Raw genomic sequence first — 16,203 nt, forward strand, 5'->3', positions numbered from 1 at the left:
CACCGAGGAGCTCCGTGAGGATGTCAACCACGGTTTTATTGTGAAAAATCCGCTGGTTGCGACGGAGCGAGGCGAGCCAGAACCAGGGCTTGAGGGTCAGCCGATAACGATGGCCGTTTTCGCCCGCGCCCATCCAGCGCGCTTCGGAAATGATGCCATCGAAAGGCTTGTCCGAGCCGTCATGGGTGCGCAGCGTGACGGTGGCGTGAGTGCCCAAAAGCGCATCAAAATCAATATCATCGGCGGAGGCGAGACAGTCGACGTGGTAGGTGAAAAGCCCGTTGACCCGCTCCTCGCCTTCAAAGCGCATCAGAACCAAAACGTCCTCGCCAAGTGCGGTGGTCAGGCGACCCATGCGGGAGGTTTGAGAAAAGAATGACATGTGGGAATACCGGAATAATATGAATGAATTAGGGTGATCCTAGTTTTTAGAAGACTGAACTCAAGGGGAAAATGGAGAGAGTGGTGCCATGAGCGAGAGAACGTACTTGGTGTGAGCGGGCATATCCGCAAACCGGACATTCGTGCGCCGAGCAACGAATGTCCGTTATCCGCCCTATCTCCCTAAAGCCGCCATCACCTGCACCCGTACCTCCTTCGGATCGCCACGTTCCATTGTTGCCATGACGAAGACCGCCTTACCTGCTGACGCTTTAGCCCATTGCTGGCCGATCAGCTCTTTCTCGCGGCTGTCGCGACTTTCCTCGGGGGACAACTGCTTGCCCTTGTATTCGACCACCAAGAGACGGCCATCCTCCATGACGGCCACGAAATCCGGGTAGAACTTGTCGGTTGAGGTCGGCAGGGAGAATGAATTCGGGTGCCTGCTGACATTCCGGGTCCAGTATTTCAGGCCCGGCAAGGCATCCAGCGCCAGGGCGCATTTGACCTCTTCGCCGCCGTCCTTGCTATCGAAGGTCGGCACCTCGTCCGGCCCCGTGAAGTGGTGCTTGAACTTGTACATGCCGCGATACTTCTGCACGTCGAAATACATCTCATCGAAGAACCGGATGCCGTCATCGAAAGACACCTCGACTCGCGCCTCGGGGCCGAACAGGTTCATCTGGTAAACCTTGTCGCGCTCCATCTGGCGGAAGCCCCGGATCTTCTCGTTCAGCTTGCGTGCCAGGACGAACTTGCAGCGCATCAGCTGCGACAGAGGGATGCCCCGGTCGCGGGTGAGATGGGTGACCACATCACTCAGCCAGGCCAGAAGCTCCGCCTGTCCGATCCATGGGTCGCGCACCTTACCGTCCAGCCAGCGCACCAGCGAGTTCGGCGTCCAGTCGTCTACGTCGATGTCCAGGGAAAGCTGCTCGGAACTGTCCGCCGCCGAGATTGACAGGTGGTTGCCGTCTAGATCGATCTCGAAGGTGTTGGTCGTCTCGACAATATCGAACTCTGCCTTGGTCAGTCGCGCCGGGTAATTGGCCAGCGACCAATCGTGATATTCCATCAGGATATCGGTATCGCCAAAGACCAGCTCACCCTGCACATGCGCCATCAGGCGCGGCACGGTGAATTCTTCACCAAGATGGGCGGGAGCCAGATCGTCGGCGTGCTGCGCCTTGAACGCATCCAGTTTCTCACGCAGCACGCCATGCAGGCGCTCAGGGGCCGTCTTGAACAGTCGCTCTTCATCCTTGGGCTTGGGCACGCCGGTGAACTCGATCCGGGTCTTGCCGTCATCTCCCGCCGACACCGTGATCTTGCCTGGCGCGACACCTCCGATCTCCTTGCGCTCCGCCTCGGAGGCGTCCAGCTCCACCGTCATTGTCGGGCGCGGCCGGGTTTGCCGCCCGAACAGCCCGTCATCAAGCCCCGGCTGCTCTGCCTCGATATTGTCTTCCGCCTCGCCCTCTTCGAACCCCATATCGACCAGCTTGTCGCGCAGACTGACAGCGGCCTCAGAGAAATGCTTCGACACCAGCTTGGCGTAGGACTTGTTTAGCGTCGGTTCCTTCCGCTTCTTGGCATAGGGCATCCGTAGCACGCGGCCCAGAAGCTGCTCGGCGTCCGTGCTGCTGCGAATATTGGCCAGCGAGCAGAACACATAGGCAAAGGAACAATCCCAGCCTTCTTTCAGGGCCTCGATGGTGATGACATATTCAATCGGGCAGTCGGGCTTGAACAGGTCGATCCCGTCCAGATCACGTTGCGCGCCAGTCGCCACGGCGATCTTGGCCGGGTCAATATTCTCATTGTCGATCAGGTGCTGTTTCAGCACATCGACCGTGACCTCTTCGCCCTTCTTCTGGGCCTGAAACAACACGATGGGCCGGATATAGCCCTCCCGGTCCAGATCGGCGTACTCCTGCAACTCGGCGCGTTTCAGGATGGCGGAGTTCACCGCGCCCTGCCACGTCTCCGCCTCGTCCAGCACCACCGGCATCTTGATCATCTCTTCATCCTTCAACTCCTGCGCTGTCACGGAATGAAGAATGTTGTTGAAGCCCTTGGGCGTGGCAGTGAATTCGATGCACGCGCTCGGGTTGATCCGCTCATAGACCTCCTGGCTCAGGCTCGAGCCCGCCTTATGCGCCTCGTCCATGATCACAAGCGGGCGATGAAGATGCATCAGATTAGCAAAGCTGAACCGGATGCCTCCGGCCTCGGTCCGCTCCAGTCCCGGCGTGTTGGGCGGCACGGTGCTGAAATGCCCCTCCAGCATCTCGTGATGAGCGTAAACCTTGCGCCCATCGGTATTGCTGACGCGCAGCGTCTGGATCGTGCCGACCACGACACAGAGGTTCGAGCGCAGGTCATGCGGCGTGATCTGTGTGAAATCACCAATGTCGAACACCCGCACGCGACCTTCGAACGCCTCGTCCAGCACTTGCCGGTAAGGGTGGCGCGGGTTCTTCAGCGCCTCGGCGGTCTGGATGCGGATGGTGTTCGTTGGCACCAGCCACAGCACCAGCGGGAAATCCTTTTCGACCCAGGCATCCTTGGCCACGGTGATGGAATGCGCAGCCAAGATCGTCTTGCCGCCGCCCGTGGGCAGGCGCAGACAGACATAGGGCACCTCTGGCAGCGCCTTGATCGGCTTGTAGCCCGCCGCGTACCCCTTGAGCCGTTTCGCCAGCTCCGGTTCTGCCGTCAACGCCTCATAGGCCGGTTTGGGGCCGGTGATGCGGGCCTCTTCAAAGAACCGGCGCAGCGTTTTCAGGGACTCCTTTTGATACTGCTTGAGCTTCATCTGCGGGCCTTCACGTCATAAGGGGTTTGTTTGAATTCGATCTGCTCGGCCTTCAAGGTCGCCTCGGACAGCGCCGTGCGCTCGCCATAGACGGTCAGCGGGCCGGTAAAATCGCCCTGTGCCGCGCGGATCACGGCCAGCGTCTTGCGGGTCAGGACGTTGCCGCCCGAAACCGATTTGTCGCCAAGAATGCCGTTGTACAAAAGCGCATAGCCTCGGCCCTCCTGCGCGCCAAGGAAGGGCGTGAGAGGATGCGGTTCCGACCACGGACTGCCGGTTTCCGCGAACCAGATATGGGCGGCCAGTACGGGAAAGCGGATATCGGGCTGGATCTGCCCATCTTCGGTAAAGACCGGCGGGCCGAGACGGTAAAAGCGGAACCCGCCGCCGCCTTCCCAATTCTGAGCTTCGGAAATCCCGCCCTGTTCGCCGTCGATCACCTTTTGCAGACGCGGCGCGCAATGTGTAGCAGCATGGTCGCCCATTTCGACGCCGATATAGCGCCGCCCCATCTTTTGTGCCACGGCGGCAGTGGTGCCGGAGCCAAGGAAGCTGTCGAGCACGAGGTCGCCGGGGTTGGTGGCGATCTGGCAAACCCTTTGAATTAAGAGCTCAGGCTTTGGAGTTGCAAAGACCTCAGAGCCAAAAATCGCGACTGTCTCTTTCTTTGCATCTTGCGTGTGCCCAACCTCTTCATAGGGCCAGAAAGTTTGGGGAACCCGCCCTTGCTTTACTTCTGACAAGAAACGCTTCAACGAAGGAACTCCATTGCCATCTTTACCCCACCAAATGCGGTTGTCTGCATCGAGTGCTTCGAGTTTGTCTTTGCTAATTGCCCAGTATCGCCCGGCTGGCGGCCCCTCAATCAACCGACCACCGGGGGTCGTCACTGGGTAAATGCCAAGGCTATATGGATTTCGCGCAGACAGATTGTCGGGACGCCAGCGACCTCTCGGGTCATCGTCCATGTTCTTGTAGACCTTGTCTTGTTCGGCCGTTCTGGGCATTGGGTTGGGAACGAAGCTTTCACGTTTCTTCGCATAGACGTGGATATGGTCATGGTCTTCGGAAAAGTACTTCGCCGACGACTTGGGGGCGTAGTTCTTTCTCCAAATCACGTTTGTGATGAAGTTTTTTCTCCCGAACACCTCATCCATGATGACCTTTAGGTAATGCCCCTCCCGGTCATCAATGCTCACCCAGATTGAGCCATCCTCGGCCAGCAACTCGCGCAGCAATTCCAGCCTTGGCCACATCATCGCCAGCCATTGCGAATGCTCCAAATTGTCGTCGTAATGCTCAAACGCCGATCCGGTGTTATAGGGCGGGTCGATATAGATGCATTTCACCTGACCCGCGTAATAGGGCAGCAAGGCCTTCAACGCCTCTAGGTTATCGCCCTGAATGAGCATATTGCCCGCATCCCGGTCGCCATAGCCCAGCTCAGGGGCCTCCTCCAACAGGCGGTAAGGCACCTTCTCAGCGGCGCGCACATCGTCGTCTCGGGTCAACCAGCGTAGGGTGGGCATGAGGTCTGCTCTTTCAGTCTTGGGCGCGGCTGCGCCGGGTCGTTATCGGCTGTGGATCAGATAGGCAAATTGCGCCAGCGACAGCAGGGCTACAAGCCCGCTGACGGACGCGACGGGGGCTGTCAGTGGATTGGGGGCATGACCGCTCAAGCTGGCCAGTGCGGCGAGGACGAAGGCGTAGCCCATAATGGCACCTGCCGCGCTGGCCTGCGCCATGGGCCAATACAACGCGTTGCGGAATGCCGACCGCGCCTTGGCCCGTGCATTTTCCAACTCTGGCTTGGGCGCAATGTTCACAAGGCGCTGATCACTGGCCGACATCGTTGCAAGCACCTGTGTGCGCTGCCGTTCAAGAGCCTCGCGCATGACCTGTCTTATTTCTTCCGGTGTGGACATAAGCCTCTCTTCAAATTGCCAATCTGATAATTTCTTCACATTCCGCCGGGTTCAGCTTGCCCGTCTCGGACATCTTGCGAACCAGGTATCGGACAATCTTCGCCTCTTTTTCCGGCGGCACGTCCAACCCGTGTTCGGTCAGGAATTCACGCGTCACCACAACGGCACTTTCGATGATCTCGTCCGTCATCTTGGTCGTCATGCCCGCCCGCCCAAGCAGCAGCCATTCCGCCGACAGGTCGTAGTCCTGGCACAGTTTGACCGCGAGGCTGATCGGCAGTTCGGTCGCCTCGCGTTCATAGTTTTTGTACGCCGATTGCGAGACGCCGAGTTCCTCCGCAAAGGGGATCTGTGTTTTGCCAAGGCTTTTTCGGAAATGGGCGAGTCGCTTCGCAATTGTCATTAGACTTGCATCCAGTATCGAATTGTGTACCTTAAATTCGAGGCGATACATTTCCAATTGGATTCGTCTCGATTTCTGCAAATAGTCTACGATTTTTCGAGGATTCGCCATGCAAAATAATCTGGAGACCCCAAAGGAGCTGGCGCAACGCCTCGGCTGGCCTGAACGCCGTGTCCGGTCGCTGATCTCAACGAGGCAACTTCGTCATGTGAAGATTGGTGGACTGTACTTCGTGCCAGACGGGGCGATGGATGAGTTTCTGAACGCCCGCATGGTCGAGCCGCAGCAACGAAAGCCTGTCCTCGACAAGTCCGCTGCCAAAACCGAGTGAGGTCAGTTATGGTCAAACTCAACAGGCTCGCCGTAGAGGCGAAAGGCGCGGCGCGGATGTTGTCGATGACCGTTAGGGAGTTCCTGTTTCTCGTCGAACAAGGCGCACTCCCACCGCCGATCCAGCTAGGAAAGCACACCCTCTGGGTGGTGGCCGAGATCGAGGCGGTCCTGACGGGCAGCAAAATTGAGCCGGAGGCGTTTGTGGTATGAAGCGCCCCAATCTTCCTTATCTCGAATTCAAGACCGTCAAAGGCAGAACCTACATCTATTTTCGTAAAGGCAGGTTTCGGGAGCGGTTGCCTGACGACCCTGATACCGAGGAATTCGCCCTGAAATACTGGGCTATTCGTAACGGGAAGAGCAAGCGGATCGTCAAAACTACGTGGGAAGCGCTGATCGTCAGTTACTATTCCAGTGCCGAGTTTAAGGAATTGGGCGATGACACAAAGAAGAACTATCGCCGTCATTGCGAAGATATCCGTGAGAAAAATGGTTCAAAGGATGTGCGGCACTTCAAGCGAGCCGATGCGCTGCGTGTGCGAGATGAGCTTAAAGACACTTGGTCAAAGGCTAACGAGCGGATCGCTGTGCTGTCGATCCTCATGCAGCGGGCAATGGATCTTGAATGGGTTGACCGCAATCCAGTGGCAAACATCCGCAAGCTGAAGGGGGGCTCTTATCAGGCGTGGCCTGTGGCCAAACTGGAAGCCTATGAGCGCCACTGTGAAGATCATGGTCTGTCGGTCGCTCGGACAATCTATGAGCTTGCGATCGGCACGGGCCAGCGGCTCGGGGATTGCGTGGCGATGAAGTGGGATAATTTCGACGGTGAATATATGTCGGTCGTTCAGCAAAAGACGGGCGCTAAGATCGACGTTTACTGCCCGGCGCGGTTGCAGGCCTATCTTGCTGGGCTTCCCCGGCGCGGAAAGCACATCCTTGCCAAGACCGCGACCGAGCCGCTTGGCAAGCGGCAGGTGCAGAAGGCCGTAGAGAACGTGCGCGAAGCGATTGGCGTCAAGGAAGGGGAGGACAGGCTGGTGCCCCACGGATGGCGCTACACGGCGGCCAAGGAGATGGCTGATGCTGGTGTCGATATCCGCGACATCCAAGCCGTCACAGGGCACAAGACCCTAGAGATGGCTCAGAAATATGCCTCGGGCGCGGATCAGAAAAAGGCGTCGAAGCGGGCTCAGCAGAAGCGGGAACGAAACAGCGACAAACCGGGAAAGTGCGAAACAAATTGCGAAACTTTGCCTGGGTCGCAGGATCAGACAGAGGAGGAACCCAAGAATGATCAATAATTTCAATATGGTGCGGGTGGAGGGACTTGAACCCCCACGCCTTGCGGCGCCAGAACCTAAATCTGGTGCGTCTACCAATTTCGCCACACCCGCATGAGCGTGCTGATAGCAAAAGCGCAACACTAGGAAAAGAGCCAATCGCCCGCGAGGCGGCGAGCCAAGAAAATCCTGTGCGTTAACACAAAATTACCATATTCTCGGGACCATATGAGGCAGAGACATTCAGAGGCCCTGACATGACCTATAAAGGCAGCGGGCACGATCATGAGCAGGACGGCGGGCGAAATCCGTCGAGACCGCTCCACGTGCGTGACATTTTACCCAATCACGACAAGGGCTTGCCCCTTGGCACCAAGGTGATGACCGCCGATGGCATCCTGCCGGTCGAGTTTCTCGAACCCGGAGATCGTGTGATCACACGGGCCGGCATGCGGACTCTTTTGGGCATAGACACACCCGCACCGAAGAGGTTCAAGCTGACCTTCGAGCGTGAAGAAATCATCTATGCCGACGGGCTGATGGTGATGAGCGAGACGGGAGTACCCTTCGCCGCCTGATTTTTACGCAGTCTGAGCGATGTAATAAAAAGCCGCCCTTTCGAGGCGGCTTTTGTTTTGAGTATTTGTGGCAGCAAAGGAAACCGAAAGTCAGAGCCCCAGCGCCCGGAAGACCTTTGGCAATTCTTCGGGCAGGTCCTCAGCGATCAGACCGGGGCCAAAGCTGCGGGCCGCTTCGACATGGAGCCAGGCGGCGGTTTCCGCAGCATGATGTGGGGCAAGCCCGCGCGCCAGGAGACCGGTGATCAGCCCCGCAAGGACATCGCCGGAGCCAGCGGTCGCGAGCCACGGCGCGGCGCGATCATAGACGGCGGCATTGATCGAGCATCGTTCGTCAGGGCTGGCGATCACGGTATCGGGGCCTTTGAACAGCACGGTGCAGCCCGCACGTTTGGCAGCCTCGCGCGTGGCGTCGACTTTGCTGTAGGCGGGACCTTTGGTGGGTGGTTCCGCGAGTTTGGCGGCGATGTCGGGGAAGAGGCGTTTGAACTCGCCTGCGTGGGGCGTGAGGACACAGGTTTCGTGCAGGTCGGCAAATCCGGTTTCGCTTTGCGCAAGCGCCGTGAGCGCATCGGCATCAAGCACGGTGGCGCGTTTTGCGGCGAGCGCATAGGGCAGGAACTCCAGCGCCCGTTCGACGCCGAAACCGGGGCCAATGCAGAGCGCGTTGAGGCGTTTGTCGGTCAGTACACGCGACAGGATTTCCGGCGTGTCGATTTCGGTGAGCATGATAGCGGTGATCTGGGCGGCGACTTCTGTGACGGCCTCGTGCGGGGTGCCGAGAGTGACGAGCCCCGCGCCGACACGTAGAACGGCGCGGGCGGCGAGACGGGCGGCACCGGTTTTGCCGGAGAGACCGGAGAGGATCAGGGCGTGGCCGTGGGTGTATTTGTGATTTTGGTTCGACCGAATTGAAAATGTGTCTTTTCTGAGATGATAAGGCTCTGGTCGTCCGACCAGTCGCACACGCAAAATCTCATCGGTTTTTGACTTTGAGAATTGTGCCTGTGCCTCCTCTGATGTCAGAGGTTTTTGGGCATTTATAGCGGCAATTATATCCTCGACAGACTTAAACTTCGGCACCGGCAAGCCAATATCGCAAACGGTAATTTTTCCGCAAACAAACGGTCCCCGTCCTAAGAAATGGCCAATTTTTTGTTTGTGAAAGGTTACGGTCAAGTCTGCTTTCGCGCAAACCCCGCCCAGAGAGGTACCGCTATCAGCACAAAGGCCCGAGGGTATATCAACAGAAACTGCACGGAAGTGAGGATTATGCTTATGGAGATAGCTAAGCGTATACGAGATACTTTTTGAAATAGACCGTGTCAGTCCGGTACCAAAAAGCGCGTCGATATAAAGATTGCAGCTAGGCAACCAAAATCCCTCTGGGGCAGGTGACACCTCCCCCAACTCCCCCCACCGCTCATAATTCACCTTCGCATCCGGCGGGAGTTTCTCAGGATCGCCATAGAGGAACACCTCCACCTCCCAGCCGCGTTGCTTCAACAGGCGCGCGATGACGAATCCGTCGCCGCCGTTGTTGCCAGGCCCGCAGAGGACAACGGCTTTATACAAAGAGAGCGCCAGTTCCGGCCATTCCTCGAAAACCGCCGCGACGACGCCCGCGCCCGCGCGCTCCATCAGCTCCAGCCCGGTGACCTCCCCGCTGTCGATGGCCGCCTTCTCAACGGCGCGCATTTGTGCACTGGTCAGCAATTCTGCCATGTTTTGCCTCAAAAGTTTTCAAAATGCCCTTTTTAAACTCGCTTGGCACAAATATTGTGCATGCATATGCGAATCCTGTGGGCGTTTTACGCCCCCTCAGGTTAGTCGATTGTGACCGCATAAGAGAAATGGTCTGACAGTCAGCGAACGAAGTTTAGGGAGTCGAAGGTCCATGAAAAAGATCGAAGCTGTGATCAAGCCCTTCAAGCTCGACGAAGTGAAAGAGGCGCTGCAAGAGATCGGCGTGCAAGGTCTTTCCGTGGTCGAGGTCAAAGGGTTCGGGCGCCAGAAAGGCCACACGGAGCTGTACCGCGGCGCGGAATATGTCGTGGACTTCCTGCCGAAAGTGAAAATCGAGGTCGTCCTCTCCGACGATCAGGTCGACGGCGCCATCGAGGCGATCGTGACCGCGGCCAAGACCGACAAGATCGGCGACGGCAAGATTTTCGTCTCGCCTGTCGAACAGGCGATCCGTATCCGCACTGGCGAGTCTGGCGAAGACGCGCTGTAAGGGAGGCGCCGGGCGTGTTGCAGGGGACCCTGGCCACACGCCTCTCGCCACAAACGCAATAACTCAACCAAAGGGATAAGGTCGAATTATGAGCATCCAAGACGTTCTCAAGACCATGAAAGACGAAGACGTCCAGTACGTCGACGTCCGTTTTACCGACCCGCGCGGTAAGCTGCAGCACGTGACGCTGCGCCACACCGAAGTGGACGAAGACTTCTTCGAAGAAGGCTTCATGTTCGATGGCTCCTCCATCGCCGGCTGGAAGTCGATCGACCAGTCCGACATGAAACTGATCCCGGACCCTGCGTCTGTTTACATCGACCCGTTCTACGCCGAGAAAACCCTCTGCGTGCACTGCACCGTGGTCGAGCCGGACACCGGCGAATCCTACGACCGCGACCCCCGCGGCTGTGCGCAGCGCGCCGAGGCCTACCTGAAATCCTCCGGCATCGGCGACACGTTCTACTGCGGTCCTGAAGCCGAATTCTTCCTGTTCGACGACGTGCGTTACGCCGTGACCCCGAACAAGGTGGCCTATGAAATCGACGCCGACGGCGCCGCCTGGAACACCGACGCCGAATTCGAAATGGGCAACCTCGGTCACCGTCCGGGCTACAAGGGTGGCTATTTCCCGGTGAACCCGTCCGACGACGGCCAGGACATCCGTGGCGAAATGCTGACCACCATGGCCAACATGGGCATGAAGGTCGACAAACACCACCACGAGGTGGCAACGTCGCAGCACGAACTCGGCATGATCTTCGGCACGCTCACCGAACAGGCCGACAACCTTCAGAAATACAAATACGTGATCCACAACGTGGCTCTGGCCTATGGCCGTTCCGCGACCTTCATGCCGAAACCGATCAAAGGCGACAACGGCTCGGGCATGCACGTGAACATGTCGATCTGGAAAGACGGCAAGCCGCTCTTCGCTGGCGACAAATATGCCGATCTCTCCGACGAAGCCCTGTGGTTCATCGGCGGCATCCTGAAGCACGCGAAAGCGCTCAACGCCTTCACCAACCCGTCCACCAACTCCTACAAGCGTCTGATCCCGGGCTTCGAAGCTCCGGTTCTGCGTGCGTATTCCGCCCGTAACCGCTCTGGCTGCGTGCGTATTCCGTGGGCGGAATCCCCGAAAGCGAAACGTGTGGAAGCCCGCTTCCCCGACCCGTCCTCGAACCCGTATCTTTGCTTCGCCGCCCTGCTGATGGCTGGCCTCGACGGCATCAAGAACAAGATTGATCCGGGCCCCTCGTCGGACAAAGACCTCTACGATTTGCCGCCGGAAGAACTGGCCGAGATCCCGACCGTCTGCGGTTCGCTGCGTGAAGCGCTCGAAGAGCTGGAAAAAGACATGGACTTCCTGCTCGCCGGCGACGTGTTCACCAAGAGCCAGGTCGAAGGTTACATCGACCTCAAGTGGGAAGAGGTCTACGCCTTCGAACACACCCCGCACCCGGTCGAGTACGAAATGTACTACTCCTGCTAAGCGGGCATCGGTCTTCAGACTTGGAAAGGGCTCCCTCTCGGGGCCCTTTTCTTTTGCTCTTCTCTCGGGCTATCTCTCCCCATGATCCACCTGCGCCCGCATCATCTCCTCTGTCTGCTCACCTATGTCGGCAAAGGGTACTCCCCCGCCTTCGTCGCAGGCTACGACCGGATCGTCGCGCGGTTGAACGCAGGCGAAGAGATCGAAATCGTGGAGGGCCCGGACGATATTTGCGCCCCCATTGCCTGTAATATGAGCGAACATTGCCACGGCAGTTCGGTGATCTCACGGGATGCATTGGCGGCGCGGGAAGTGGGCCGGGTTCTGGAGCAGGGCATCTCTCCGGGCGCCAAACTGGTGCTTGGCCCCGAGAGACTCGCGACGCTGAGGGCCGCCTTTGCCCAAGGCGATGTCCGAACCGCCTGCCGGGGCTGCGAATGGTCCGATCTGTGCACGCAAGTTGCCCGGTCCGGGTTTTCGAATGTCCGTCTCTTGAGCTGATCACCCGCCTCTGACCGGCGAGCACGCGCTTCCGTCCGGTGAATCGTTTACCTTTTGTTAACCTTTGTTAAGATCGGACGTCATTTTAACGGACCCATTGCCATGAAACCCCTTCTCCTGGCCCTTTGCCTGCTCGCTCCTGTCGCAGCTTTCGCTGACAGCACTCCAAGATCCACGACGCCCGACCACCAGTCAGAACTCCGGCCCGATCTCTTGCAAAACCTGTTGTCACCTGAGGCGCAGAACGGGGCAACGCTCTACCTCGCCGCCTGCTGCAAAGTGTGCCGCAAGGGCAAAGCCTGCGGCAACAGTTGCATCAGTCGCGACAAGGCCTGTCATCAGCCTCCGGGCTGCGCCTGCGACGGCTGAATTGCGAGACACTTACGTAGTCCTTGCGCGGGCCCTTGACCCGCCACTCTGCCGTCCAGAGCGGCCAGCCGGAGAAATCGTAGCGCACAGCATAGGCATCCGGGGCACAATCGTGATCGGCCCGTGGGATTGCTGCGTTCGGATCGAAGCGGTGAAAGAACCGGCCATCGTCGAAAAAGACCGCGATCCCCGCCGGATCGCTGCGCCAGAGATAGCGCCGTTCCGCCGAGAGGCTCGCCTGCCCCGGCACCGTCAAAGTCCCGCCTTCGGTACAGAGCAGCCCCTCGCCATCGCGGTCAAACCGGCAATAGCCCTCAAGCCGCGCCGTGCCCCCCGCCAGAGCATCCTCAATGTGTCGGGACAGCCGCCACATGCCCGCGAAATCGTCCAGTGTGATCATGCTGCCTTATAGCCCGCCGTGTCGCGCCTTGGCGAGGCATTCGAGCGCACGGGCACTGTCACGCACGAATTGCACCTCTTCATGGCTCCAGTGACGGCGGTGGCTGTCGACTGCGGAAATTCCGCCGAACACCTGCCCCCGGAACCGACAGGGCACTCCGATATAAGCCATGATCCCCATCACGGAGACAGCCCCCGTGTCCTTGATCAGCGGATGCACCAGAGTGTCGTCGCTGACAATCTCACGGGCAAGGTCGACCACCAGATGACCGATGGTGTTCTCCGGCATCAGCACGCGTTCAAGCTGCCGCCCCACCGGATGGTCGGTGTTAGCAAGCACCTCAAGCTGCGTGCCCGAAGCTGTCGGCAAGGCGCGAAAGGCCAGCACACCGGAGGGTGCGATCTGCGCATGAAGAGAAAATGCGATCTCCCTCACCTGAGGGTCGCCGGAATCGAACATGGGAAATATGGCCTCATCCCTAAAGCCGAAAAGCACTTCGCAACGGGTCTGAGCCATAGCCATCACATCGGGCCGGTTGCGAAAGGCTTTCATCTTGCGGCAATCTAGCATGATCGGGCCCTGTCCCAAAGTGTTTTGCACGGTACGGCGGCTTGCGCGCGAAGCCCCTTCGCCGTAAGAGACCCGCAACGCGTTCTGTATAGGAAAGGCCTGCCGATGATCCCCCGTTATGCCCGCAAAGAGATGGTCGACATCTGGGAACCCGCCACCAAGTTCAAGATCTGGTACGAGATCGAGGCCCACGCCTGTGACGCTCAGGCCAAGCTTGGCGTGATCCCGCAGGAAAACGCGGATGCGGTGTGGAAAGCCAAGGATGTCGAATTCGACGTCGACCGCATCGACGAGATCGAAGCTGTCACCAAGCATGACGTCATCGCCTTTCTGACCCACCTCGCCGAACATGTCGGTTCTGAGGAGGCCCGTTTCGTCCATCAGGGCATGACCTCGTCCGACGTGCTCGACACCTGTCTCAACGTCCAGCTCGTGCGCGCCGCCGACCTCCTTCTGGCCGGCGTCGACAAGGTTCTGGCCGCGCTCAAGACCCGCGCGCTGGAGCACAAATATACCGTGCGCGTCGGTCGCTCTCACGGCATCCACGCCGAGCCGACCACCATGGGCCTGACCTTCGCGCGTTTCTACGCCGAGATGGATCGCAACAAGAATCGTCTCGAAAAAGCCAAATGGGAGATTGCCACCGGCGCAATTTCCGGCGCGGTCGGCACATTCGCCAATATCGACCCGGCGGTCGAAGAGCATGTCTGCGAGAAAATGGGCCTGCGCCCGGAGCCGATTTCGACCCAGGTCATCCCGCGTGACCGTCACGCCATGTTCTTTGCCACTTTGGGCGTGATTGCGTCGTCGATCGAAAACATCGCCATCGAGATCCGCCACATGCAGCGCACCGAAGTGCTCGAAGGCGCGGAATTCTTCTCCATGGGCCAAAAAGGCTCCTCGGCGATGCCGCACAAGAAAAACCCGGTTCTGACCGAAAATCTCACCGGTCTGGCGCGTCTGGTGCGCATGACCGTGGTGCCCGCGATGGAGAACGTCGCACTTTGGCACGAGCGCGATATTTCGCACTCCTCCGTCGAACGCGGCATCGGCCCGGATGCGACCGTGACCTTGGACTTCGCGCTCAACCGTCTCGCCGGTGTGGTCGAGAAGATGCTGATCTTCCCGGACAACATGCTGACCAATATGAACAAATTCCCGGGTCTGGTGATGTCGCAGCGCGTGTTGCTGGCGCTCACCCAAGCCGGTGTGTCGCGCGAAGACGCCTATACGATGGTGCAGCGCAACGCCTTGAAAGTCTGGGAAGATCGCGTCGATTTCCGCGAACAGCTTCTGGCCGACAAGGACGTGGTCGCAGCCCTTGGCGTCGACGGGATCAATTCGAAATTCGACATGGACTACCACACCAAACACGTCGACACGATCTTCAAGCGGGTTTTTGGCGAGTAAACTCGCCGGGCTGGGTGTTCGGCGACTAAGCCCGACACAGCGCCAAGTGCAAAAACCTGAGAAAATCACCGATTCTGTGATACGATCTCCCGAAGGCCACCACGCTTTCGGGAGATTTTCATGTTGAAATACACGCTTCTCGCCCTCGCCCTGCTCATGCCCCTTTCCAACCCGCTCGCCGCGCAGGATTTCACCTGCCCGCATGAACAAAAGCTCGCTTCCTGCGCTGAGGGTTACACTTGGGACAAGGAAACCGGCACCTGCGTCGAGCAGATCGTCGGCTAACTCACAATTTTCGGCAAATTTCCGTCCACCGGTCACCTCCCGTTAAGCCTCATCAACGATACTGGGCAGAACCAAGGACTGAATCGCGAGTGAGGCGCGTGTGGACGGATTGCCGCAAATGAATGACATGGGAAACCTGCCCGATCTCGGCGATTTCGGCGGCATGATGGATTTCGACATGCCCTCGCCCGCGTCCCACATGCCCGCACGGCTGTCGAAAAAGGCCAAGGCCGCGATCATCGTCAAATTGTTGGCCGCGCAGGAGGTCAAACTGCCGCTCGCCAATTTCCCCGAAGAGCTGCAGGTCGAGCTGGCGCATCAACTGACCGAGCTGCGCTATATCGACAAGCACACGCTCACCTCCGTCGTCGAGGAATTCCTCGAAGAGATCGAGGCCATCGGCCTCTCCTTCCCCGGTGGCCTCGAAGGCGCCCTGAAGGTGCTCGATGGCACGATCTCCCCCACCACCGCCTCGAAACTGCGCTCGAACGCCGGGTTCTCCCTGACCGGCGATCCTTGGCAACGCATTTCCGACGTGGAAATCCCCCGGCTTTTGCCGATCCTGCAAGAGGAAAGCGTCGAGGTGGGTGCGGTGCTCTTGTCGAAACTCAAGGTCTCGAAAGCCGCCCAGCTCATGTCCATGCTGCCCGGCGAGCGCGCCCGCCGTGTCGCCTATGCGATCTCGCTGACCTCCGGCGTCTCCCCCGAGGTGGTGCAGCGCATCGGCATTTCGCTTGCCGCCCAACTCGACGCCCAACCCTCCGCAGCCTTCCCCGAGGAGCCGCCGGAACGGGTCGGCGCGATCCTCAACTTCTCGTCCTCCACCACCCGGGACGGTGTGCTCGAAGGGCTCGATGAAACCGACAAGAATTTCGCAGACGAGGTGCGCAAGAACATCTTCACCTATGCCAATATCGCCACCCGCATCGACCCGCGCGATGTCGCCAAGGTGGTGCGCGCCGTGGAACAGGATATTCTGATCAAGGCGCTGGCAGGCGCCATCGGCGAGGCGGCGGCCTCCACCGAATTCATCCTCACGAACATGTCGAAACGCATGGCCGAAAGTCTGCGCGAAGAGATGGACAATCTCGGCAAGGTCAAGGACAGCGATGCCGAAGAGGCGATGAACGCCGTGGTTGCGGGTATCCGCGATCTCGAAGCGACCGGGGAGATTTTCCTTCTGACCGGGGACGACTGACCCCACGCCCCCCCGACG

18 protein-coding genes and 1 tRNA gene are annotated in these 16,203 nt (G+C 59.0%); 10 read left to right on the top strand and 9 right to left on the bottom strand.

Annotation, left to right across the window (positions count from 1 at the left end; genetic code table 11):
- The 5 genes from NH195_RS15605 to NH195_RS15625 all read right to left on the bottom strand — a co-directional run.
- The coding region (locus tag NH195_RS15605) for a contractile injection system protein, VgrG/Pvc8 family (protein ID WP_274377290.1) at positions 1-355 on the bottom strand (355 nt) is incomplete at its 3' end.
- Positions 356-556: 201 nt separating this feature from the next.
- A complete protein-coding gene (locus NH195_RS15610) occupies positions 557-3,199 on the bottom strand; it encodes a DEAD/DEAH box helicase (RefSeq protein WP_066708966.1) in 2,643 nt (880 codons plus the stop codon).
- Positions 3,196-4,728, bottom strand: coding sequence for a site-specific DNA-methyltransferase (locus NH195_RS15615; RefSeq protein WP_066708968.1), 1,533 nt, complete (start codon positions 4,726-4,728; stop codon positions 3,196-3,198). The genes NH195_RS15610 and NH195_RS15615 overlap by 4 nt, the downstream gene beginning before the upstream one ends.
- Positions 4,729-4,770: 42 nt before the next feature.
- On the bottom strand, positions 4,771-5,124 hold the full coding sequence (locus NH195_RS15620) for a hypothetical protein (RefSeq protein WP_066708970.1): 354 nt from the start codon (positions 5,122-5,124) through the stop codon (positions 4,771-4,773).
- A 10-nt stretch (positions 5,125-5,134) separates the two neighbouring features.
- Positions 5,135-5,578, bottom strand: coding sequence for a helix-turn-helix domain-containing protein (locus NH195_RS15625; RefSeq protein WP_162265883.1), 444 nt, complete (start codon positions 5,576-5,578; stop codon positions 5,135-5,137).
- Positions 5,579-5,636: 58 nt separating this feature from the next.
- Between NH195_RS15625 and NH195_RS15630 the strand changes: the two genes are divergently transcribed.
- Genes NH195_RS15630 through NH195_RS15640 form a run of 3 tightly spaced genes read left to right on the top strand, consistent with a single transcriptional unit; the run spans position 5,637 to position 7,164 of the window.
- Positions 5,637-5,858: a helix-turn-helix domain-containing protein gene (locus NH195_RS15630; protein WP_175580874.1), complete on the top strand. Its 222-nt coding sequence runs from the start codon at positions 5,637-5,639 to the stop codon at positions 5,856-5,858.
- A gap of 8 nt (positions 5,859-5,866) precedes the next feature.
- On the top strand, positions 5,867-6,070 hold the full coding sequence (locus NH195_RS15635) for a hypothetical protein (protein ID WP_066708975.1): 204 nt from the start codon (positions 5,867-5,869) through the stop codon (positions 6,068-6,070).
- A complete protein-coding gene (locus NH195_RS15640) occupies positions 6,067-7,164 on the top strand; it encodes a site-specific integrase (protein ID WP_081423972.1) in 1,098 nt (365 codons plus the stop codon). Before NH195_RS15635 ends, NH195_RS15640 begins: the two co-directional genes overlap by 4 nt.
- 8 nt (positions 7,165-7,172) lie before the next feature.
- Here NH195_RS15640 and NH195_RS15645 read toward each other — a convergent pair.
- Positions 7,173-7,257 (bottom strand) — tRNA-Leu (locus NH195_RS15645).
- A 143-nt stretch (positions 7,258-7,400) separates the two neighbouring features.
- Here NH195_RS15645 and NH195_RS15650 point away from each other — a divergent pair.
- Positions 7,401-7,721 carry a Hint domain-containing protein gene (locus NH195_RS15650; protein ID WP_066708977.1) on the top strand — a complete coding sequence of 107 codons (321 nt, stop codon included), beginning with the start codon at positions 7,401-7,403 and terminating at the stop codon, positions 7,719-7,721.
- Positions 7,722-7,811: 90 nt separating this feature from the next.
- Here NH195_RS15650 and NH195_RS15655 read toward each other — a convergent pair whose 3' ends face one another.
- On the bottom strand, positions 7,812-9,446 hold the full coding sequence (locus NH195_RS15655; protein WP_066708985.1) for a bifunctional ADP-dependent NAD(P)H-hydrate dehydratase/NAD(P)H-hydrate epimerase: 1,635 nt from the start codon (positions 9,444-9,446) through the stop codon (positions 7,812-7,814).
- 172 nt (positions 9,447-9,618) lie between these two features.
- Between NH195_RS15655 and NH195_RS15660 the strand changes: the two genes are divergently transcribed.
- The 3 genes from NH195_RS15660 (at position 9,619) to NH195_RS15670 (ending at position 11,953) form a co-directional block, all read left to right on the top strand.
- Positions 9,619-9,957, top strand: a complete 339-nt coding sequence (locus NH195_RS15660) for a P-II family nitrogen regulator (protein ID WP_066708988.1) — start codon at positions 9,619-9,621, stop codon at positions 9,955-9,957.
- A gap of 88 nt (positions 9,958-10,045) precedes the next feature.
- Entirely contained in the window at positions 10,046-11,452 is a 1,407-nt protein-coding gene (gene glnA, locus NH195_RS15665; RefSeq protein ID WP_066708991.1) for a type I glutamate--ammonia ligase, read from the top strand.
- Between the two features lie 81 nt (positions 11,453-11,533).
- On the top strand, positions 11,534-11,953 hold the full coding sequence (locus tag NH195_RS15670) for a DUF1284 domain-containing protein (protein ID WP_066708994.1): 420 nt from the start codon (positions 11,534-11,536) through the stop codon (positions 11,951-11,953).
- A gap of 316 nt (positions 11,954-12,269) precedes the next feature.
- On the opposite strand, the gene NH195_RS15675 is transcribed toward NH195_RS15670, so the two are convergent.
- Complete coding sequence (locus tag NH195_RS15675) at positions 12,270-12,722, bottom strand: DUF6314 family protein (RefSeq protein WP_066708996.1); 453 nt, start codon at positions 12,720-12,722, stop codon at positions 12,270-12,272.
- 6 nt (positions 12,723-12,728) lie between these two features.
- Positions 12,729-13,292 carry a GAF domain-containing protein gene (locus tag NH195_RS15680; RefSeq protein WP_066708998.1) on the bottom strand — a complete coding sequence of 188 codons (564 nt, stop codon included), beginning with the start codon at positions 13,290-13,292 and terminating at the stop codon, positions 12,729-12,731.
- 105 nt (positions 13,293-13,397) lie between these two features.
- Between NH195_RS15680 and purB the strand changes: the two genes are divergently transcribed.
- From purB to NH195_RS15690, 3 genes are all read left to right on the top strand, one after another.
- On the top strand, positions 13,398-14,702 hold the full coding sequence (gene purB, locus NH195_RS15685) for an adenylosuccinate lyase (protein ID WP_066709001.1): 1,305 nt from the start codon (positions 13,398-13,400) through the stop codon (positions 14,700-14,702).
- Between the two features lie 120 nt (positions 14,703-14,822).
- Positions 14,823-14,987 (top strand): hypothetical protein, encoded by a 165-nt coding sequence (locus NH195_RS21300; protein WP_155846202.1) that lies wholly within the window; start codon positions 14,823-14,825, stop codon positions 14,985-14,987.
- A 118-nt stretch (positions 14,988-15,105) separates the two neighbouring features.
- Complete coding sequence (locus tag NH195_RS15690) at positions 15,106-16,185, top strand: flagellar motor switch protein FliG (protein ID WP_338012218.1); 1,080 nt, start codon at positions 15,106-15,108, stop codon at positions 16,183-16,185.
- Positions 16,186-16,203: the final 18 nt, after the last annotated feature.

Source organism: Celeribacter ethanolicus (assembly GCF_001550095.1).
GTDB classification, from domain to species: Bacteria; Pseudomonadota; Alphaproteobacteria; order Rhodobacterales; family Rhodobacteraceae; genus Celeribacter; species Celeribacter ethanolicus.